This window comes from Labrenzia sp. THAF35, from assembly GCF_009363595.1.
GTDB classification, from domain to species: domain Bacteria; phylum Pseudomonadota; class Alphaproteobacteria; order Rhizobiales; family Stappiaceae; genus Roseibium; species Roseibium algicola.
Map to the genome: position 1 here is coordinate 1,242,647 of NZ_CP045380.1, position 19,477 is coordinate 1,262,123.

The following is a 19,477-nucleotide window of genomic DNA, read 5'->3' on the forward strand; positions in this document are numbered from 1 at the left end:
CGCCAGTCCCGGTTTCTGTGCAGTCATTCCGGCCGAGTGAAGCGGAAACTGGTACCAAAGCGCCAAGGATCATGAGACGGATCGCAAATCGGGTCGATCCCCTGTTGTTCGCCGACTAAGATCGGAGCAGACTTCAAGTTCAGCATGAAGAAACCGCCATGACCAAAGCGCTCGACCTTACCAGCCTGACGTCCGAACCGACCCCGATCTCCATCGGAGAGGAGGCTGCGCAGCACTACGACGTCGTTCGCCGCACCTTGAAGCGGATCACCGAAGACTGGCGCGAGCAGCCCACGCTGGACCAGCTGGCCAGGGAAGCCGGTCTTCAACCCATCCAGCTGCAACGTGTGTTTTCGCGCTGGGCGGGGCTGACGCCGAAGCAGTTCCTGCAGGCAATCACGCTGGATCACGCCAAGGCGCTGCTGCGTGAGTCCGCCAGTGTTCTCGACGCCACCTACGAGGTGGGCTTGTCCGGATCCGGCCGGCTGCACGACCTTTTCGTCACGCATGAAGCCATGACGCCTGGCGACTACCGCAATCGTGGCGCGGGTCTTTCAATTGCCTACGGCTTTCATCCTTCCCCTTTCGGCCAGGTTCTGGTGATGGCCACCGACAAGGGTTTGGCCGGTCTGGGATTTGCCGATCCGGGCGAGGAAACCTCTGCCCTGGAAGACATGTGCGAGCGCTGGCCCGCAGCCGTTTTCGTCCAGGATCAGGATGCGACGGCGCAATTTGCCCGGCGCGTCTTCGATCCGAAAAAGTGGCAAGAGGATCAACCGCTCAACATCGTTATGATTGGTACCGATTTTGAAATCAGGGTCTGGCAAACCCTGCTGAAGATCCCGATGGGCAAGGCCACCACCTATTCCGACATTGCCGCCTGCCTCGGCAACCCGAAGGCATCCCGCGCTGTCGGCACCGCAGTCGGCCGCAACCCGCTCTCCTTCGTCGTACCCTGCCACAGGGTGCTCGCAAAAGGCGGCAAACTCGGCGGCTACCACTGGGGCCTCACCCGCAAACGCGCCATCCTCGGCTGGGAAAGCGGCTTGTCCGGGCCGGTTCTGGAGTGTCTTTGAGGGGGCAAATTACTCCGCCCAGTGAACAATGAACCTCACATTCACCCGAATGACATCAAGCAGAACCCCCACCCCTAACCCCTCCCCACAAGGGGGAGGGGGATACCGCTGACGACGTTGCAATTTCCGAACTATCCCAGCCGAAATTATTTGGAATTTCCTCAAATGATAGCCTGGTTCCCTTCCCCCTTGTGGGGAAGGGTTAGGGATGGGGGTAAACGGCGAAGCCGTAATCTCACTTCTCAGTCCAGACCCAACCACTTCCGGATGTCGAGTACTACTCCTTCCAGATTTTCATCAACTTCCAAGGACGAATAGCGCAGGATCTGAAATCCTTCCGCGTCCAGCCAAGCGGCGCGTCGTTGATCATGTTGCAATTGGTCTGGCTGATCGTGAATATCGCCATCAATCTCGATCACGACCTTGCGTGAGAAAATGACAAAGTCTGCCACATACGGCCCGATCGGCGCCTGGCGCCGGATGTGGATGTTGTCGGCCTTCAGTTCCCGTAATACACGCCACAATGCTTTTTCGCCCTTCGTCTGATCAAGACGAAGCTTCCTGGCAAGCTTTCTCGTGCTTGCGTCAATCTGTGTCGGTGCCAAGTTAGCCGACCCTAAAACACCGGCCCTTTCGGCATCGGATAATTGCCGGTGATTTCCCAGCCGAATGCGGCGATGCGTTCGGCGGCCATGGGTGTGACGTCGCCGGTGATCAGGAAGTCGACGCCCGTTGGCGGGAAGGGCAAGGTGCCGAGGCCTTCGTGCATGGCGGAGAAGGTCTGCGCCACGGTCTGCGTCCAGGCCACATGATCGAAAGGCATGACGATGGCGGCGATGCCGTCACGGCGCAGGGCGACGGGGATGCCGGACACCAGCTTGATGTCTCCCAGCGGCGAAACTGTGCTGTTGTAGGTTTCCATGAGAACGACACGACGAAGCTGGAAATAGGCAAGATCCCGGCTGTCGGCATCAGCCGCCTTTTCGGCAATCAGGTAAAGGTCCTTCACACCGGGCATTGCCTGCATCTGATAGGCGATCGCGGCCTTTTCCGAAGCCGTGTAGAACGGATTGCCCATGAGCTTGGCGTTCGTCACCTCCGGCACGCCTACGGCGCGCAGAACGCTGGAGGTGCGTTCCTGCAGCTCGGTCGGCGTGCTGTCGACGATGAGATTGCGGAAATTGTCTGCCTGCCGCGCGGCATTTACGATGATACCGCCGGGCAGGAGGCTGGTAATTGCGCTCACCGTCCAGTTGCCTGCCGTGGTCACGCTGGCAGTTTCGTCGAGCTTTTCCGATAGCGGCCGGTAGAACGTATAGGGGTCGACACCCACATCGACCGCAAGTTCGCGCCGGGCCTTGGCCTGGCCGGTGATCGACTTGGCAAGTTCTGCCGGAGATCCGCCCTTGCCGCTGACAGCGGCCTCGACGCCCTTGGTGAGGCGGCCGAACATGCGGCCGACACCGGAAACGGTGTTCTTTGCGGTTCCCACTGGGTCGGTCACCGTGCTTTCGACAAACTCGACCGGCTTCATGGCCGCCTGCTTGAGGCCGTCAACGAAGCTTGCGTCGTTTTTCAGACTGTCGAGGGCAATCAGCACCTGGATTTCGTGCAGGCGCAGCTTGAGCATGCCGTCGCCTTCGATCTGCTCGACGCCGAGATCGGTCTGAACCTGATAAATCCGCAGGAAACCGTCGCCGCGCACCGGCGAGAGTACCGCATAGCCGGGGCCGAGTTCCTTGCCGTCGAGAAGTGTGGCCGGATCCTGCTCCGGTGGCGTCTCATATTGTTCGGTGAGCGCGTTTGCAGGCACGCTCAAGAGCAGAGCGCCCAGGAAAGCGCCTGCAAGCTTTGGGCGACAGGTTTCAAAACCGAACATTCAGGGCCTCCTCGGGCAGAGGCCGGTGACGCCTCAGACCGGCGCCAGACCGCTGCGCGCCAGAACTTCACCAGCCAGATAGAGCGACCCGCAAATCAGAATCCGGGGCGGCTCGCCATCTTTTGCCGCACAAGCTGCCACATCTGCCAGCGCTGCGTCCAGTGATTGAAACGGCGTCGCTTCAAGTCCCGCACAGCGGGCAAGATCGGCCAGGTCTTCCGGCTCCCTTGCGGTGGGTGTCGTGGTGATCGGCACGGTGCCGACATGGCGTGCCAGTCCGTGGAACGGACGGAAGAATCCGACGGGATCCTTTGTCGTCAGCATGCCGGACACGAGGTAAAGCGGCCGGGGTGAGCGCTCTTCCTGTTCGCCCATGAACTGGGCGATCGAAATGCCCGCGCCGGGATTGTGGCCACCATCGACCCAGACTTCCGACCCTTCCGGGCACAGGTCATGCAACGGTCCGCTGGTGATCGGCTGCAGCCGTCCGGGCCAGTTGACCGTTTTCAGGCCGTGGGCAATCGTATCGCCATCCGGCAACATGCCCGCCGCCTTCAACGCCGCAATGGCGACAGCCGCATTGGAGAACTGGTGACGGCCACCAAGCACGGGCACAGGCAGGTCGATCAATTCGTCCTCGTCCTGAAAAGCCATGCGGCCCTGGTCTTCCTGGGCTGCGAAATCCTGCCCGAACACTTCGATCGGCGCCTTGTTGCGCGCTGCCTGACGCGCAATCGTTGCCATGGCGCTGTCTTCCTGCGCAGCGCAGATGACCGGCACGCCCGGCTTTATGATACCGGCCTTTTCGGCTGCAATCACCGACAGGTCGTCACCCAGAAACTTCTCGTGGTCCATCGAAACCTGGGTAATCACCGTGGCAAGCGGCCGGTCGATCACGTTGGTCGCGTCAAGACGGCCTCCGAGACCGACTTCAAGCAGCAGCACATCTGCGGGATTTTCCGCAAACAGGAGCAAGGCAGCAGCGGTGGTGATCTCGAAAAAGGTGATTTCCTCACCGCCATTGGCTTCTTCGCAGCGGTGCAGGGCCTCATAGAGGACCGGATCGGAGACGAATTTGCCATCCGAGCCGAGCCGAATGCGCTCGTTGAAGGAAACCAGGTGCGGCGAGGTGTAGACGTGGCAGCGTTTTCCGGAAGCTTCCAGGATCGCCCGCATGGTGGCGGTAACCGAGCCCTTGCCGTTGGTACCGGCGACGTGAATCACCGGCGGCAGGCGCTGTTCGGGATGCCCGAGCGCTTCCAGCAGGCGGTACATGCGACCGAGCGAGAGATCTATCTCCTTCGGATGCAGCGCCAGCAAACGGTCCAGAATTTTCGTGATTTGATCCAAGGCGCCCTCCGCAGGGTCCCTTTTTCCCGGTTGCGTTTGACTAACGCCTTTACGGGAAGGCCGCCCGCGAGACAAGCGGACAGCCCGGAAATGTCGTGTCAGGCCGCTTTCGCGACGTATTCGTGTAACGAAGCCACCTAGCTGGCAGCTTCCGCGCCCTTGGCAGGCTCCGCAGCCGTTTCGGCAGGCTTGGCTTCGGCTTCCGGTGCCGGCTCCTTCGGCGCTTCAAGCTTCGGCAGTTCGACTTCCCGCTTCATCAGGATACCGCAGATGCGTGCCAGTGTTTCCTTCATCTTCTGGCGCGGCACCACCATGTCGATCATGCCGTGGTCGAGAAGATATTCGGCAGTCTGGAAATCGTCCGGCAACTTTTCGCGCACGGTCTGTTCGATCACGCGGCGGCCTGCGAAGCCGATCTGGGCGCCCGGTTCGGCAATGTGCACGTCGCCAAGCATGGCGTAGGAGGCCGAGACGCCGCCTGTGGTCGGGTTGGTCAAGACGACGATATAGGGCAGTCCCGCTTCGCGCAGCATCTGCACACCGACCGTGGTGCGCGGCATCTGCATCAGCGACAGAATGCCTTCCTGCATGCGTGCACCGCCGGAAGCGGCAAACATGACGAAAGGCGTCTTGTCCTCGACCGCTTTCAGCATGCCGGCAAGGATCGCTTCACCCGCGGCCATGCCGAGCGAGCCGGCGATGAAATCGAAGTTCTGCACGGCAATGGTCAGCGGCATGCCGTTGACCTGGCCCTGGGCCACGATCACAGCTTCGTCTTCGCCGGATTTGGTGCGGGCTTCCTTCAGGCGGTCGGTGTAGCGCTTGCTGTCGCGGAACTTGTGCGGATCGGCATGCACTTCCGGGGTATCGACCTCGGTGTATTTGCCGCCGTCAAACAAAGCCTCAACGCGTTTGCGCGCCGGGATGCGCATGTGATGACCGGAATTCGGAATCACCCAGAGATTGGCTTCCAGATCCCGGTGAAACACCATTTCACCGGTTTCCGGACACTTGATCCAAAGGTTTTCCGGAACTTCGCGCTTTTTCCAAAGATCACGGATCTTGGGGCGTACGATAGAATTGATCCAGTTCACGTCAAACGCGTCCCGCTACTCGAGTTACCATTGGACGGAGATATGGGGTCCGTCCGAAATCCTTCAATTCAGACCAGCCGATGGCTGACCAGTCAGGCTGTTCTTGACCGGGCGCATCCGGAGGCCAGGTCGGATACCAGGTCGACGACGGTCTGAACGGTTTTGTCAGTCGCCTTGCCGGCCTCATCGAGGCTGTCACGGATGGCATTGACCAGAACCGACCCGACCACGACACCGTCGGCATCCTTGCCGATTTCCGCTGCCTGGTCTGCGGTCTTCACGCCGAAACCGACGGCAACCGGCAGGTCCGTGTGGCCCTTGATCCGCTTGACCGCGGTGGTCACCCGACCGGTATCGGCGATATTGGCGCCGGTGATGCCGGTCACGGAGACGTAATAAACGAAACCGGAGGTGTTGGCCAGAACGGCAGGCAGACGCTTGTCGTCAGTGGTGGGTGTTGCCAGGCGAATGAAATTGAGACCTGCTTCCAGGGCCGGAATGCAGAGTTCGTCATCTGCTTCTGCCGGAATATCGACAATGATGAAGCCGTCGACACCAGCGTCCTTGGCTACTTGCACGAAAACCTTCGGGTCCCGCACGTAGATCGGATTGTAATACCCCATCAGGATGATCGGCGTATCCTGGTCCTGCTTGCGGAACTCACGAACCATGTCCAGGGTCTTGTCCATGGTGTGCCCCGCAGCCAGCGCACGCTGGTTGCCAAGCTGAATCGGGATGCCTTCGGCCATCGGGTCGGAAAACGGCATGCCGAGTTCGATAACGTCGGCACCTGCTGCTGGAAGGGCGTTCAGGAGGGCTTGCGAGGTCTGCAGATCCGGATCGCCTGCGGTGATAAAGGTGACCAAGGCCGGCCGGCCGGCATCCGCACAGGCTTTAAAACGGCGGTCGATACGCGTATCCGTCATTCACTGCTACCCTTTTTCGCGCCATCCGGGACCCTCCGGGGCGTTTCCGTTTCAGCGATGTACGGGGGCAGTGCGTGCAATGTCAATTGTCTCATGCAGATTCGGAGCGTTGAAACAGGCTCCGAACCCAGACCGGTCAGCGGCTTGGATAGTCGATCAGGCCGATAGCGCGCAGGGCGGCATCCGCCCGGTAGACATGTTCGCTGCCCATGGGCTTCGCCCGGCCGGAGCGCGTGAACGGGTTTCCGGCACCGCGAAACACGGTGGCGAGGGGCGCTGCCGATGGCGCGCTGATATGGAGGGCCTGCAAGGTGCTCATCTCAAAAACCAAAAAAGATTGATGCCGCGATCCGGAATCGCAACCGGGCCGCACCTTATGGCTTTTTTGCAGTGCAGCAAGCTGTGGAAGCGCAGGTCAGACCCGCGAAAAATGCATGGCTGATAGGCGAAATGTGCACAAATTGCGCCTAGAAAAATGCACTGCGTGCACCTATTGTAAAACGAACCACTGAGCCACCAAACAAATAAGGAGCTGAAAATGGCCCATTCCCTGTTCGAACCCGCTCCTCAGCCTTTCACTGAAAAGCTGTGGCGCCGGATGAGGGATTTTCACCTGGGTTTTGCCCAGCGCAAGGATGTTGCCGAAGTTTCTTCCGAGCAATCAGACCCGGCGCTGGCACAACAGGCGACCGGTCTGGACGCCCGGGGCCGCCAGCAGTTGCTGGAAGCCATGTTGACGGCAAAACCCATAGCCGTGCCACCGCGCGCTGCTTACAAACGCAGCGCCTGACCGGCTGCAGCCTTAGCGCCGTTTGAAATGACGGGCGAAGGCGCGGCTGGTGATTTCGCTGCGTTCCAGGCCGAGATCGGCAAGCTGGGCGTCGTTCAGGTGGTTCATGCGTGCGATTTCGCCGGCAACCTTGCGGGAAGCGCGAAAGTCGCGGACGAAGCCGGTCAGAAGATCGAAAGCCATTTCGGGGTTTCCTCAAGCGGCCGGCAATAGCGCCGACCCTGTTTCATTCGCGGCTGATTTAGTCTTTCCCGGCGGATTCACAACGCACAAGTTTGCATTGCAGCATTTCCAAACTGGCGGAGCTGGTTAACGGAGGGAAACGCTTTCGCAGCATTTCCGAAAAAGTTTGCTTCTAATTCTCTTTTAAAGCCCAAGCGGCCATAAAGATGCCAAACCCAAAAATTGCGACCACACCTAATACTACTGAAAAGAAATGAATGTATTCGTCGTCAGATACATAACTACCATATGGCTCACCAACCAATAAATAGAATGCACTTGAGACCAGCCAAAGTGTAGATCCGGCTACCCAAATTCTAGTGAGTTTATTTGCCAGTCGTTGTTCGATTTGAATTCGACCTAAAACGCTCTCAATACCCACTTGGGTACCAAATTTCCAACCAAACCAACCGCCCAAGACTGGGACAACAAACCAGCCAAGGCCGCGAGGAACGAAGCGTGAATTAAATAATTCAGACACGATAACCAGGAGCGCAATAAGCGCTCCAGAGGTAATTGCAAAGCAAATCAGGAATCCAAGTATGCCTTGGATAACCCAAAACTGCGGTCTCATAAATCGAAGCCCAGCATCTGGCCGACGGCAAAGACGTCCTTGTCGCCCCGGCCGCACAGGTTCATGACGATGATCTGGTCCTTGTCCATTTGCGGGGCCAGTTTCACGACATGAGCCAGCGCGTGGGCCGGCTCCAGCGCCGGGATGATGCCTTCAACGCGTGTGAGCATCTGGAAAGCTTCCAAGGCCTCGTCGTCCATGACCGGTACATAGTCCACACGGCCGATTTCCTTCAGCCAGGAATGCTCCGGCCCAATGCCCGGATAATCGAGACCGGCGGAAATCGAGTGACCTTCCAGGATCTGGCCGTCGTCGTCCTGCAGCAGGTAGGTACGGTTGCCGTGCAGAACGCCCGGCTTGCCTGCGGTCAGGGATGCGCAGTGTTCTTCCCCCTGCAGGCCACGGCCACCAGCTTCGACGCCGTAAATCTTCACGTCCTTGTCGTCCAGGAACGGATGGAACAGGCCAATGGCATTGGATCCACCACCGACGGCGGCAACCAGCGCATCCGGCAGCCGGCCTTCGGCTTCCATCATCTGTTCGCGCAGCTCCTTGCCGATCACCGACTGGAAGTCGCGCACCATTTCCGGATAGGGATGCGGGCCCGCGGCGGTACCGATCAGGTAGTAGGTGTCCTCGACGTTGGTCACCCAGTCGCGCAGCGCCTCGTTCATGGCGTCCTTCAAGGTGCCGGCACCGGCGGTCACCGGCACGATTTCCGCACCCAGAAGTTTCATGCGGAAGACGTTCGGCTTCTGCCGTTCCACGTCGGTCTTGCCCATGTAGACAACGCAGGGCAGGCCGAAGCGGGCACAGACTGTCGCTGTCGCGACACCGTGCTGACCGGCGCCGGTTTCCGCGATGATGCGGGTCTTGCCCATGCGCTTGGCGAGCAGGATCTGACCGACGCAGTTGTTGATCTTGTGCGACCCGGTGTGGTTCAGCTCATCACGCTTGAAGTAGACCTTGGCACCGCCGAGTTCCTTCGTCAGACGCTCGGCAAAATAAAGCGGCGACGGACGGCCGGTGTAGTGCTTGTTCAACGTCTCGATCTCGGCCTTGAAAGCCGGATCGTTCTTGGCGTCCTTGTAGTGCTGTTCCAGGTCCAGGATCAGCGGCATCAGCGTTTCGGCAACATAGCGGCCGCCAAAAATACCGAAATGCCCGCGATCGTCCGGACCGGTCCGGATGCTGTTAGCCATATCGTTCACGCGTTTACTCCTTCACCCGGGGTTCAGCCCGGAACCTTGACGCCCTTGGCCGCCGCCAAGAATGCGCGAATGAGACCACTGTCCTTGACGCCCTTTTCCCGCTCGACGCCGGAGGAAACATCCACCTCGCTGACGCCGCTCAAACGGATCGCCTCGGCGACGTTCTCCGGATCAAGTCCTCCGGAAAGCATGAAGGGCTTCTTCAGGTCAAGGTCTTTCAGGATCGTCCAGTCGTAGGAAACGCCGTTACCGCCAGGCAGTTCGGACCCTTTCGGCGGCTTGGCATCGAACAGGAGACGATCTGCCACAACAGCATAATAGTGCGCCTGCTCCAGATCTGAACGGTCGGAAATCGAAATCGCCTTCATGACCTTGGTGCCCTGCATCACCTTGGCCGCTGCCAGGGCTTCCGGAGCTTCCTCGCCATGAAACTGGAACGTATCGGGCTTCACCAGCTCGTTGATACGGGACAGGCCGTCGAGATCCATGTTGACGGTTACCGCCACGATCTCCGCCCGGCCGCGCGCCATATCGGCCAGCCGGCAGGCCTGGCTGAGCGACACATGACGCGGGCTCTTCGGGAAGAACATCAACCCGACCATATCCGCACCGGCATCCAGCGCCGCCGCCATGGTGTCCTCGGTCGAAAGACCGCAGATTTTGACTTTAATATCCGACATGGTTTCGAGGTATCGCCGTTGGGGCAGGGTTTGTCAAAAAAGATTAGCTGTCGCGACGCGAAAAGGCGCAAGACTGCTTTTTCGCCATCCCCAGGGAACGAGTTGCAAGCTGGGGACGATGAGGGACCGAATTTTGATTATTCATGCGCGTTGCGGCAACAATTTAGGCTCCCCGATCCCGGATCTTCGCTGCGCTATGTCCGGGATGACGACGATAGGTGTCCGGACAATGATTACCGATTGAGCTCCAGATAGAGATCCTGCCAGCCCGGATTCATCTCCTCGATCAGATCGAATTTCCATTGCCGGCGCCAACGCTTGATCTGTTTTTCGCGAGCAATCGCAGCCCCGGTCTCTTCGTGCTGTTCGTACCAGACAAGGGATTTCGTTCCGTATCGGTTGGAAAAACCCTCAATCAGACCTTCGCGGTGCTCGTAAATCCGGCGGGTCAAGTCCGTCGTCACGCCCGTGTAAAGAGTTTCGAACGGTCGCGAGGCAAGGATGTAGACCCAAGCTGTCAAACGATGGTCACTCCGGGTTTCGAGAGGTTTGGGGTGGCTCCCCGATCCCGGATCTTCGCTGCGCTGCGTCCGGGATGACGACGATAGGTCTGCTAAAAACCTTTCAGTCGTCATCCCGGGCAAGCAAAGCGCGACCCGGGATCGGGGAGCCCCTAGTCCAACCAAGTAACAAACGACCTCACGTCACATTGAACGCCGCGATGGCGGCCATGTTGACGATGTCGCTGTCCTTCGCCCCCAGGGGAACGATCTGGATCGACTTGTCGAAGCCGACGAGCAGCGGGCCGATGACCGTGGCGCCGCCCAGTTCCTGCAACATCTTGGTGGAGATGGATGCCGAGTGGAACGCCGGCATGACCAGAACGTTGGCCGGACCCGACAGGCGGCAGAACGGATAGGCGGCCATTCGGTCCATGTTGAGCGCGATGTCCGCGGCCATTTCTCCGTCGAATTCGAAATCGACCCGGCGGCGTTCGAGGATCTTGACCGCCTCGATGACTTTCTCGGACCGTTCGCCCTTTGGATGGCCGAAGGTGGAATAGGCCAGCATGGCAACACGCGGTTCGTAGCCGAACTTGCGTGCGACATGCGCCGCTTCCTCGGCGATGTCCGCCAGTTCTTCCGATGTCGGCATGTCGATCACCGCCGTATCGGCGATCAGCACGGTACGGCCGCGGGCAAGTGCCAGCGACACGCCGATGACCCGGTGACCGGGCTTCGGATCGATGGTGGCCTTCACCGTATCGAGGGCGACGGAATAGTTCCGGGTCAGACCGGTCACCATGGCATCGGCGTCGCCGCGTGCGACCATGATCGCACCCCAGTAGTTGCGGTCGTTGTTGACCATGCGCTGGCAGTCGCGCAGCAGGTAGCCCCGGCGCTGCAGGCGGCCGTAGAGATACTGCGCGTAGTCGCTGTTGCGGTTGGAAAGCCGCGCGTTCTGGATGGAAATTCCCGGCCGGTCGATGTCGATGCCGGCGCGTTCGGCCATGGATTTGATCTCGTCCTCGCGGCCGATCAGGATGGCCTCACCCAGGCCCTGCGACACGAAGCTTGTCGCTGCGCGGATGACCGGTTCTTCCTCGCCCTCGGCGAAGACGACCCGCTTGGGCTGCTGGCGCACCTTGGAGAAGATCCGCTGCAAGGTGCCGGCGACAGGATCGCGGCGGGCGGAGAGCTGGTGCTTGTAGGCCTCCATATCGACAATCGGCTTGCGGGCGACGCCGGACTCCATCGCAGCCTGGGCGACCGCGGGCGGAATGGTGTGGATCAGGCGCGGATCGAAGGGCACCGGAATGATGTATTCCGGACCGAACTTCGGCCGGTTGCCCCGATAGGCCGCGGCAACTTCGTCCGGCACTTCCTCACGCGCCAGTTCCGCCAGTGCGTGAGCGCAGGCAACTTTCATGGCGTCGTTGATCGTGGTGGCTTGAACATCAAGCGCGCCGCGGAAAATATAGGGAAAGCCGAGCACGTTGTTGACCTGGTTCGGATAGTCCGAACGCCCGGTCGCGACAATTGCATCGTCGCGCACTTCCGCCGCCTCTTCCGGCGTGATTTCCGGGTCCGGGTTGGCCATGGCGAAAATGATCGGGTTCGGTGCCATGACCCGCAGCATGTCGGGCGTCAACGCGCCCTTTGCAGAAACGCCGAAGAAGACGTCAGCGCCCTTAAGGGCGTCATAGAGCGAGCGTGCCTTGGTTTCGACCGCATGGGCGGACTTCCATTGGTTCATGCCCTCTTCGCGGCCCTTGTAGATGACACCCTTGGTGTCGCACAAAGTGACGTTCTCGTTCGGAATGCCCATTGCCTTCACGAGTTCGATGCAGGCAATGCCGGCCGCGCCCGCGCCATTGCAGACCACCTTGGTGTCCTTCATGTCGCGACCGGTCAGGTGTAGGGCGTTGATGAGACCCGCCGCCGCGATGATGGCCGTGCCATGCTGGTCGTCATGGAAGACGGGAATGTTCATCAGTTCGCGCAGGCGCTGTTCGATGATGAAACAGTCCGGCGCCTTGATGTCCTCCAGGTTGATCCCGCCGAAGGAAGGACCGAGATAGCGGACCGCATTGATGAATTCATCAACCTCTTCGGTATCGACTTCCAGATCGATGGAATCGACGTCGGCAAAGCGCTTGAACAGGACGGACTTGCCTTCCATCACCGGCTTTGAGGCAAGCGCGCCCAGATTGCCGAGGCCCAGAATGGCCGTGCCGTTGGAAATCACCGCAACCATGTTGCCCTTGGTGGTGTAGTCGTAGGCACGGCTGGGGTCTTCCGCGATCGACCGCACCGGCACCGCCACGCCGGGCGAATAGGCCAGCGACAGGTCGCGCTGGGTCGCCATCGGTTTGGTGGGCGCAATTTCCAGCTTCCCGGGGCGGCCTTCCTGATGGAATTGCAGCGCTTCCTGGTCGGTGAAGCTGACATTGGTCTTGGTCGGTTTCTTGTCGGCGGACATGGTTTGGGCGTTTCCTCTTGCGCGCTCTCTTTACGGGGCGGGAGCCCGACCTTATCCCCTGGAAAATGAAGCCTCAAGCCAAGATGGAATAGGCCCTTGGTGGAATGGTTCGCTCAGTTTGCTAGGTATCAGGCATGAGTGGACAGAGCGCGCAAGAAATCACCCCGGCGGACAGCAAGGTCACGCCAATGATGGCCCAGTTCCTGGAGATCAAGGCTGCCAATCCGGACAGCCTTCTGTTCTACCGGATGGGCGATTTCTACGAACTGTTTTTTGAAGACGCCGAGGTTGCCTCCGCCGCGCTCGGCATCACGCTGACCAAGCGTGGCAAGCACCAGGGTGCCGACATACCGATGTGCGGCGTGCCGGTGCATGCAGCCGACGACTATCTCAACAAGCTGATTGCCAAGGGGCACCGGGTATCGGTCTGCGAACAGACGGAAGATCCGGCCGAGGCCAAGAAACGCGGCTCCAAATCCGTCGTCCGGCGCGATGTCGTGCGTCTTGTCACCCCCGGAACGCTGACGGAAGAGCGCCTGCTGGATGCCGGTGCCAACAACTACCTGATGGCGCTGACCCGGTTGAAGGGCGGCTCGCTGGACGGCAGCGCGGTCTATGGCCTTGCCTGGATCGACATGTCCACCGGCTCCTTCCAGGTGTCGGAAACCGATCATCAGCGCCTTGCCGCCGACCTTGCCCAGGTTTCCCCGCGCGAATTGATCCTGTCGGACAATCTGCTGCAGGAAAGCGAGTTGCGCCTGACAGCCGAACAGGCGGGCGGTGCGCTGTCACCGGTGCCACGTGCCTTTTTCGACAGTTCCACCGCCACGGACCGGCTTGCGCATTACTTTGGTGTGAAGACCCTCGACGGCTTCGGCACCTTCAGCCGGGCGGAGCTTTCCGCCGCCGCCGGCATTCTTGCCTACATCGAGAAGACCCAGCTCGGCGAACGCCCTCCGCTGGATCCGCCCGTGCGCGAGGCCGGCGCCGGGCGCATGCTGATCGATCCGGCAACCCGGGCCAATCTCGAGCTGTCCCGCACGCTTTCGGGCGAAAAGCAGGGCTCGCTGCTGGCGACGATCGACCGGACAGTGACAGGCGGCGGCTCGCGCCTGCTCGCCAGCCGCCTGGCCGGACCGCTGGTCAATGTCGATGCGATCCAGCACAGGCTCGACGGCGTTGCCTTCTTTCTTGAAAACGAAATCATGCGCGAAGGCCTGCGCCAGACACTGAAAGGCGCCCCGGACATGGCCCGGGCCCTGTCGCGGATTGCGCTCAACCGCGGCGGGCCGCGCGATATCCTGTCGGTTGCCCAGGGGCTTGAGGCCGCGCGGGCAGTGCTCGACCAGACCAGTGCGACGGCGGGAACGATTCCGGCGGAAATCGCTGCTGCGCGCGCCAGTCTGGAACAGGCCCCGCACGATCTCGGCAGCGAATTGACGATGGCACTGAAAGAAGAGCCGCCACTTCTGAAACGCGACGGCGGTTTCATCGCCACCGGTTACAACGCCGATCTGGACGAACTGCGCTCCCTGCGCGACGAAAGCCGAAAGGTCATCGCGAAACTTCAGGCCGACTATTCGGAAGAACTCGGCCTGAGGTCGCTGAAGATCAAGCACAACAATGTGCTCGGCTGGTTCATCGAGGCGCCTTCCGCGCAGACGGAAAAGCTGACCGCAGATCCCGGTCGGTTCATCCACCGCCAGACCATGGCCGGCGCCATGCGCTTCACCACCACGGAGCTGGCGGATCTGGAATCGAAGATCGCCAGTGCCGGCGAACGCTCACTTGCCATCGAGCTGGAAATCTTCGACCGGCTTGCCAAGGCGATCATCGACGCAGGGGAAGCAATCAAGGCCGCCGCCCACGGCCTCAGCATTCTGGATGTTTCGGCGGCGCTTGCGAAGCTTGCCCAGGAAGAAAGCTATGTCCGGCCCGTGGTCGATGACAGCCGCGCCTTCGACATCAAGGGTGGACGTCATCCGGTGGTCGAAAAGGCGCTGAAGAAATCCGGCGGCGACAGTTTTGTTGCCAATGATGCCAATCTCGGTCCGGAAGCGGACGAGGATATCGGCCATATCTGGCTGATTACCGGTCCGAACATGGCCGGTAAATCGACTTTCCTGCGCCAGAACGCACTGATTGCCGTGATGGCCCAGATGGGTGGATATGTGCCGGCAGCAGCAGCCCATATCGGCGTGGTCGACAGGTTGTTCTCCCGCGTCGGCGCGGCAGACGATCTTGCGCGCGGCCGATCCACCTTCATGGTGGAGATGGTCGAGACCGCTGCAATCCTCAATCAGGCCGGTGACCGCTCACTCGTGATCCTGGACGAAATCGGCCGTGGCACAGCCACGTTCGACGGCCTGTCCATTGCCTGGGCGACGATCGAACATCTTCATGAGGTCAACAGGTCCCGTGCCCTGTTTGCGACCCACTACCACGAACTGACTGCCCTTTCCGCCAAGCTGGCCCGGCTTTCAAATGCCACCGTCTCGGTGAAGGAATGGAAGGGCGACGTTATCTTCCTGCACGAGATCGTTCCCGGTGCAGCCGACCGGTCCTACGGCATTCAGGTGGCCAAGCTGGCGGGTCTGCCGGTATCCGTCGTCGAACGCTCCAAGCAGGTGCTTAGCCAGCTGGAAGAGCAGGACCGCCGCTCGCCGGCTGAGAGCCTGATCGACGAACTGCCGCTTTTCGCCAGCCTGACCGCGCTTGCGCCCAGCGCTCCGGCAGGGTTTGCGGAACCCGATCCCGTCTCGGTTGCGCTTGAGGCAATCAATCCGGATGACATGACCCCGCGCGAAGCGCTGGAAGCGCTGTACCGGCTGAAGACATTGCGATTGACCCCGAACGACTAGTTGTCAGGTTCAAATTGTGCCGCTGATTTGAGTGATGATAGCGTTCGGGATTGTCTGGTTTTCGAAACTTTCCGAAACCGGCTGCGCAATCGGCAGACGCGCGTTCGGCAAAAAAAGCGGTGACGGGGCGATACAACCCAGTTAGGTTGTAATTCTTGCTTATTTCACTTTTCCGGCGATCGTCATGTTGTCCCTCCTGCAACTGCCCCGACAGGCATTGCTGATTCTGCTTCTTCAATTCACCAACAGCCTCGGCGTTTCAGCGCTGGTGCCGCTGATGAGTTTTTTCATTGTGGAAGGGCTGGGCGCCGAACCCTGGCAGGTGGGGCTTTACTCCGGTCTGGTGATGCCGCTGACGCTGGCCGTCAATCGATGGGCAGGCGAACGGCTGGACAACCGTTTTCCGGTCAAGAGCCTGCTGGTCGTCTCTGTTGTCGCCTATATCACGCTCGCCGCACTGCTGACCCAGATCAGCAGTCTGGTGATGCTGCTCGTCCTGATCGCCCCCCTTATGAGCCTTTCCAACATGGGCGCGGGCGTCGTCTTTACCTTCGGCCGCCTTTTTGCCGAACAGGAGGGCATGGAAGTTGCCAGGGTCAATTCCTGGCTGCGCATGATGGTTTCACTTGCGTGGATGATCGGGCCGGCAGTCTCCTTTTCGGTGGTTGCAGCCTTCGGCTTCGCCGCCGCCTTCCTGTGCGCCTTTGCGATCGGCATTGTCTACCTGATGCTCTGGTACATTGTCGTTCCGGCGGACTTCAGGTCAACACGAGAGCGTTCCAAGACCAACGGCAAGGCGCCGATCAACTGGGGCCTTCAGATTGCCGGGCTGACCTGCCTTGGCTTTGTCATCACCAATTCGCTGTTCGTCTCGGCGATGCCGCTGTTCTTCGTGCAGGAAACACATCTGCCCGGTGCAACGCCAGGCCTGGCACTGTCGGTCAAATGCCTGCTGGAAGTCTTTGTCATCTTCGGCTCGGTTCGCCTTGCCGAGCGCATCGGCATTCGCCAGGTGCTGATGCTGGCAGCATGCCTTGCCGCGGTCAGCATGGTGCTGTTTGCCCAGGTGACCGCACTCTGGCAGGTACTGGCCATCGCGGTACTGGAAGGGACTTATTATGGCCTGTTTGCCGGTGTCGCGATCAGCTTCGTACAGAGCTTCGCACCGGACCGGCCGGGCCGGGCAACGGCGGTTTACATGAACAGCCTGTTCCTCGGCGGCATGATCGGCAGCATTTCGATGGGTTTCATCGCCAGTGCGGCCAGCTTTCAAACCGTGCTTTACACCGCGGCGCTTTCTGCAACCGCGGCCCTGGCGGTTCTGCTTGCAACGCTCAAGGTGCAGCCCAAAGTCATTGAAGAAGGAGCCTAGACACCGCCTGACTTGGCGACGGACAACGCATTGGCCATGGCACCGGCAAAACTCGTTCTGTCATCGGGATTCAGGAAATTGCCGAGATCGACCTGTTCACCCCGGCTGAGGAGGGTCACCTTGACGACCCCTTCGTCCTCGATCCGGTCCACCGTCAGGCGGACCCAGAAGGGATTGAAACGGTATTCCTGGTATTTCTTGCCCGGGCCAACCTTGCGGATCGCGATCTCGTGCCGCGAGACAACCACTTCCTCGAAAGTTCGTGCGGAGTGGTAGTTCATCCGAAAGGCAAACCAGAGCAGCGCGATATCAAGTCCGAAGAACCCGAAAACCGGCCAGGCGCCGATACGCAGAAACAGAATACCGGCGATGAAACTGACACCGCCGAAGAAGCACATGAGAACCAGGAATCCGTTTGGCCCCAGAGACCGGTGAGGGGTCAGAACGGCAGTGAAAAACGGCCGGTCCTGATCCGGCAATTCGCCATCCTGCAGGGGTTTCGGATTGTTCTCGCTCATGAGGCATGATTATAGAGAGAAGATGACGCAAGCAAAGAGCCCTTCCAAGACTGCGGCAGCACGCCGGCCCGCAAAATCCAAACAGACCCGGAGAAAAGCACCCTCCGTGGACAACCCCGGCAAGGTGTTGAAACGGTCCCGCTATACGAAGGCGGAAACCTTTGCGATCTTCCAGCGCTTCCATGCCGACAACCCGGAACCGAAGGGCGAACTGGATTATGTCAATGCTTTCACGCTTCTGGTTGCCGTGGTGCTGTCGGCACAGGCAACCGACGTTGGCGTGAACCGGGCAACAAGACACCTATTCCAGATTGCCGACACACCGGAAAAGATGGTGGCGCTCGGGGAGGACCGGGTGCGGGAGGAAATAAAGACGATCGGCCTTTACAAGAACAAGGCCAAGAACGTCATCCTGTTGTCCGAGCAGCTGATCCGCGACCATGGCGGCGAGGTTCCGGAAGACCGCGAAGCGCTGGAAGCGCTGCCCGGTGTCGGCCGGAAGACCGCGAATGTGGTTCTGAACATCTTCTTCGGCCACCCGACCATTGCCGTCGATACGCATCTGTTTCGCCTGGGCAACCGCATAGGCATTGCCCCCGGCAAGACGCCTCTCGACGTGGAAAAAGCCATGGAGAAGGTCGTGCCGGTGGAATTTGCGCTCCATGCCCACCACTGGCTGATCCTGCATGGCCGGTACATCTGCAAGGCGCGCAAACCGGAGTGCCGGCGCTGTGTGATTTACGATCTGTGCCGGAGCACGGAGAAAGAACTTTTTGATGCGGTGCCGGATATTGCCCTGCGCACCAAAGCCCTTATTGAAAAGGAAACAGTTGCGTGAGTTTCCCGCTTGGACCATTTCCCGTGAGCGAGAGGCTTCGCTTCCGCTTGCCTTCCAGCAATGATGCCGCTTTTTACCACCAGCTCATGAATGAGCCGGATTACATCCGATTTATCGCCGACCACGGTATCAAGACCGAGGAAGACGCGGCCAACTACATCAAGAACAAGACGCTGGCGCGCTTTGCCGCCCATGGGGTCGGGCTTTGGATCCTGGATCTGAAACCATCGCTGACACCGGTTGGTGTGTGCGGTCTGGTGGTGCGCAAGGAACTGAAGTACCCGGACCTTGGTTTTGCCTTTCTGGAAGACCACCGCGGAAAGGGGTTCGGCCGCGAGGCCGGGCAGAGCGTGCTGGACTTCGTTACCCGGGAACTGAAGCTGCGCACGCTGTGCGCGATCACGCATCCGGAAAACGTCCGCTCTGCCAACCTCCTGAAGAAACTTGGCTTCGAGCCGGATGGCCAGCGGCATCTGGCGGAGATCGGGACGACCTCCAACTATTACGAATGGAAATTGCGTTATGTGGAAAGCGGTCTGGCCTGAGGGCCGCCGCAATCAATCGCGACGATCAGCGTTTCTCGCGAACGCGTACGACCACGTCTACACGAACGATTTCCATGCCTTCGGGTGCTTTCGGCAGAGCGCCGATGCCCACACCTTCGCCCGGAATGTCGATCACCCGGTTTTCGCCTTCGATGAAGAAGTGATGGTGGTCGGACACATTGGTGTCGAAGTAGGTCTTGTTGCCGTCGATCGCGACTTCGCGCAGCAGACCGGCTTCGGTGAACTGGTGCAGCGTGTTGTAGACCGTGGCGAGAGAGACCGGCACATCGGCGTCGACCGCCTCTTCATGAAGCAGCTCGGCCGAGATGTGGCGATCGCCCCGGGAGTACAGAATTTCTGCAAGCGAGACACGCTGGCGCGTCGGCCGAAGGCCTGCAGACCGCAGCATGTCGGTCACATTCTTCTTGTCGCCGGTTTCATGCACCACAAGTGTTGTCATTCCGATCCGATCCAGGTCCAGGGTCGCTTCTTGAAACGGCGCAAATATATACCGCGCAAACGTTGCGCCGGGCCGTTTTCACTAACATTGGCCTATATC

General features: G+C 60.0%; 20 protein-coding genes. 6 read left to right on the forward strand and 14 right to left on the reverse strand.

The genetic code is table 11. The annotated features are described in order from the left end of the window. Nucleotides 1–158 precede the first annotated feature (158 nt). On the forward strand, nt 159–1,076 hold the full coding sequence (locus FIU93_RS05690) for a bifunctional helix-turn-helix domain-containing protein/methylated-DNA--[protein]-cysteine S-methyltransferase (protein ID WP_023002431.1): 918 nt from the start codon (nt 159–161) through the stop codon (nt 1,074–1,076). Nucleotides 1,077–1,318: 242 nt separating this feature from the next. Here FIU93_RS05690 and FIU93_RS05695 read toward each other — a convergent pair whose 3' ends face one another. The 6 genes from FIU93_RS05695 to FIU93_RS05720 form a co-directional block, all read right to left on the reverse strand. Beyond that, nucleotides 1,319–1,681: an endonuclease domain-containing protein gene (locus tag FIU93_RS05695; protein WP_173017278.1), complete on the reverse strand. Its 363-nt coding sequence runs from the start codon at nt 1,679–1,681 to the stop codon at nt 1,319–1,321. A gap of 11 nt (nt 1,682–1,692) precedes the next feature. Beyond that, a complete protein-coding gene (locus FIU93_RS05700) occupies nt 1,693–2,955 on the reverse strand; it encodes a hypothetical protein (protein ID WP_023002432.1) in 1,263 nt (420 codons plus the stop codon). 33 nt (nt 2,956–2,988) lie between these two features. Next, nucleotides 2,989–4,305: a folylpolyglutamate synthase/dihydrofolate synthase family protein gene (locus FIU93_RS05705; protein WP_031269969.1), complete on the reverse strand. Its 1,317-nt coding sequence runs from the start codon at nt 4,303–4,305 to the stop codon at nt 2,989–2,991. 137 nt (nt 4,306–4,442) lie between these two features. Continuing rightward, a complete protein-coding gene (gene accD, locus FIU93_RS05710; protein WP_055660282.1) occupies nt 4,443–5,399 on the reverse strand; it encodes an acetyl-CoA carboxylase, carboxyltransferase subunit beta in 957 nt (318 codons plus the stop codon). A 92-nt stretch (nt 5,400–5,491) separates the two neighbouring features. Further along, complete coding sequence (gene trpA / locus FIU93_RS05715) at nt 5,492–6,325, reverse strand: tryptophan synthase subunit alpha (RefSeq protein WP_023002436.1); 834 nt, start codon at nt 6,323–6,325, stop codon at nt 5,492–5,494. Between the two features lie 136 nt (nt 6,326–6,461). Beyond that, complete coding sequence (locus FIU93_RS05720; RefSeq protein ID WP_023002437.1) at nt 6,462–6,644, reverse strand: hypothetical protein; 183 nt, start codon at nt 6,642–6,644, stop codon at nt 6,462–6,464. A gap of 219 nt (nt 6,645–6,863) precedes the next feature. Here FIU93_RS05720 and FIU93_RS05725 point away from each other — a divergent pair, with 219 nt between their 5' ends. Continuing rightward, complete coding sequence (locus FIU93_RS05725) at nt 6,864–7,115, forward strand: hypothetical protein (protein ID WP_152505052.1); 252 nt, start codon at nt 6,864–6,866, stop codon at nt 7,113–7,115. 12 nt (nt 7,116–7,127) lie between these two features. Here FIU93_RS05725 and FIU93_RS05730 read toward each other — a convergent pair whose 3' ends face one another. From FIU93_RS05730 to FIU93_RS05755, 6 genes are all read right to left on the reverse strand, one after another. After that, nucleotides 7,128–7,298: a DUF1127 domain-containing protein gene (locus FIU93_RS05730; protein WP_023002439.1), complete on the reverse strand. Its 171-nt coding sequence runs from the start codon at nt 7,296–7,298 to the stop codon at nt 7,128–7,130. Between the two features lie 172 nt (nt 7,299–7,470). Continuing rightward, nucleotides 7,471–7,911 (reverse strand): hypothetical protein, encoded by a 441-nt coding sequence (locus tag FIU93_RS05735; protein WP_055660277.1) that lies wholly within the window; start codon nt 7,909–7,911, stop codon nt 7,471–7,473. Next, nucleotides 7,908–9,113 carry a tryptophan synthase subunit beta gene (gene trpB, locus FIU93_RS05740; RefSeq protein ID WP_139314179.1) on the reverse strand — a complete coding sequence of 402 codons (1,206 nt, stop codon included), beginning with the start codon at nt 9,111–9,113 and terminating at the stop codon, nt 7,908–7,910. The genes FIU93_RS05735 and trpB overlap by 4 nt, the downstream gene beginning before the upstream one ends. Before the next feature lie 32 nt (nt 9,114–9,145). Further along, entirely contained in the window at nt 9,146–9,802 is a 657-nt protein-coding gene (locus FIU93_RS05745) for a phosphoribosylanthranilate isomerase (RefSeq protein ID WP_023002441.1), read from the reverse strand. Nucleotides 9,803–10,035: 233 nt separating this feature from the next. After that, complete coding sequence (locus FIU93_RS05750; protein ID WP_152505053.1) at nt 10,036–10,323, reverse strand: GIY-YIG nuclease family protein; 288 nt, start codon at nt 10,321–10,323, stop codon at nt 10,036–10,038. Nucleotides 10,324–10,501: 178 nt separating this feature from the next. After that, on the reverse strand, nt 10,502–12,784 hold the full coding sequence (locus FIU93_RS05755) for an NADP-dependent malic enzyme (RefSeq protein WP_023002443.1): 2,283 nt from the start codon (nt 12,782–12,784) through the stop codon (nt 10,502–10,504). Nucleotides 12,785–12,918: 134 nt separating this feature from the next. Here FIU93_RS05755 and mutS point away from each other — a divergent pair, with 134 nt between their 5' ends. Together mutS and FIU93_RS05765 are read left to right on the forward strand one after the other, a co-directional pair. Then, nucleotides 12,919–15,645, forward strand: coding sequence for a DNA mismatch repair protein MutS (gene mutS / locus FIU93_RS05760; RefSeq protein WP_152505054.1), 2,727 nt, complete (start codon nt 12,919–12,921; stop codon nt 15,643–15,645). Nucleotides 15,646–15,829: 184 nt separating this feature from the next. Continuing rightward, nucleotides 15,830–17,017 (forward strand): MFS transporter, encoded by a 1,188-nt coding sequence (locus tag FIU93_RS05765; RefSeq protein WP_152505055.1) that lies wholly within the window; start codon nt 15,830–15,832, stop codon nt 17,015–17,017. On the opposite strand, the gene FIU93_RS05770 is transcribed toward FIU93_RS05765, so the two are convergent. After that, nucleotides 17,014–17,535, reverse strand: a complete 522-nt coding sequence (locus FIU93_RS05770; RefSeq protein ID WP_055660267.1) for a DUF2244 domain-containing protein — start codon at nt 17,533–17,535, stop codon at nt 17,014–17,016. The two genes, FIU93_RS05765 and FIU93_RS05770, sit on opposite strands and share 4 nt — an antisense overlap. A gap of 22 nt (nt 17,536–17,557) precedes the next feature. Between FIU93_RS05770 and nth the strand changes: the two genes are divergently transcribed. Then, on the forward strand, nt 17,558–18,373 hold the full coding sequence (gene nth, locus FIU93_RS05775; protein ID WP_023002447.1) for an endonuclease III: 816 nt from the start codon (nt 17,558–17,560) through the stop codon (nt 18,371–18,373). A 23-nt stretch (nt 18,374–18,396) separates the two neighbouring features. Next, entirely contained in the window at nt 18,397–18,918 is a 522-nt protein-coding gene (locus FIU93_RS05780) for a GNAT family N-acetyltransferase (RefSeq protein ID WP_161633274.1), read from the forward strand. Nucleotides 18,919–18,943: 25 nt separating this feature from the next. Here the strand turns inward: FIU93_RS05780 and irrA are convergent, their stop codons facing one another. Next, nucleotides 18,944–19,378: an iron response transcriptional regulator IrrA gene (irrA, locus tag FIU93_RS05785; RefSeq protein ID WP_023002449.1), complete on the reverse strand. Its 435-nt coding sequence runs from the start codon at nt 19,376–19,378 to the stop codon at nt 18,944–18,946. Between the last annotated feature and the right edge of the window lie 99 nt (nt 19,379–19,477).

What these genes read in the sequence shown, in the direction of transcription:
- FIU93_RS05770 (WP_055660267.1), bottom strand. Translation starts at nt 17,535, where the DNA reads ATGAGCGAGAACAATCCGAAACCCCTGCAGGATGGCGAATTGCCGGAT.
- FIU93_RS05765 (WP_152505055.1), top strand. Translation starts at nt 15,830, where the DNA reads ATGTTGTCCCTCCTGCAACTGCCCCGACAGGCATTGCTGATTCTGCTT.
- trpA (WP_023002436.1), bottom strand. Translation starts at nt 6,325, where the DNA reads ATGACGGATACGCGTATCGACCGCCGTTTTAAAGCCTGTGCGGATGCC.
- FIU93_RS05720 (WP_023002437.1), bottom strand. Translation starts at nt 6,644, where the DNA reads ATGAGCACCTTGCAGGCCCTCCATATCAGCGCGCCATCGGCAGCGCCC.
- trpB (WP_139314179.1), bottom strand. Translation starts at nt 9,113, where the DNA reads ATGGCTAACAGCATCCGGACCGGTCCGGACGATCGCGGGCATTTCGGT.
- irrA (WP_023002449.1), bottom strand. Translation starts at nt 19,378, where the DNA reads ATGACAACACTTGTGGTGCATGAAACCGGCGACAAGAAGAATGTGACC.
- FIU93_RS05700 (WP_023002432.1), bottom strand. Translation starts at nt 2,955, where the DNA reads ATGTTCGGTTTTGAAACCTGTCGCCCAAAGCTTGCAGGCGCTTTCCTG.
- FIU93_RS05690 (WP_023002431.1), top strand. Translation starts at nt 159, where the DNA reads ATGACCAAAGCGCTCGACCTTACCAGCCTGACGTCCGAACCGACCCCG.
- FIU93_RS05745 (WP_023002441.1), bottom strand. Translation starts at nt 9,802, where the DNA reads ATGTCGGATATTAAAGTCAAAATCTGCGGTCTTTCGACCGAGGACACC.
- FIU93_RS05755 (WP_023002443.1), bottom strand. Translation starts at nt 12,784, where the DNA reads ATGTCCGCCGACAAGAAACCGACCAAGACCAATGTCAGCTTCACCGAC.
- FIU93_RS05730 (WP_023002439.1), bottom strand. Translation starts at nt 7,298, where the DNA reads ATGGCTTTCGATCTTCTGACCGGCTTCGTCCGCGACTTTCGCGCTTCC.
- FIU93_RS05725 (WP_152505052.1), top strand. Translation starts at nt 6,864, where the DNA reads ATGGCCCATTCCCTGTTCGAACCCGCTCCTCAGCCTTTCACTGAAAAG.
- FIU93_RS05735 (WP_055660277.1), bottom strand. Translation starts at nt 7,911, where the DNA reads ATGAGACCGCAGTTTTGGGTTATCCAAGGCATACTTGGATTCCTGATT.
- mutS (WP_152505054.1), top strand. Translation starts at nt 12,919, where the DNA reads ATGAGTGGACAGAGCGCGCAAGAAATCACCCCGGCGGACAGCAAGGTC.
- nth (WP_023002447.1), top strand. Translation starts at nt 17,558, where the DNA reads ATGACGCAAGCAAAGAGCCCTTCCAAGACTGCGGCAGCACGCCGGCCC.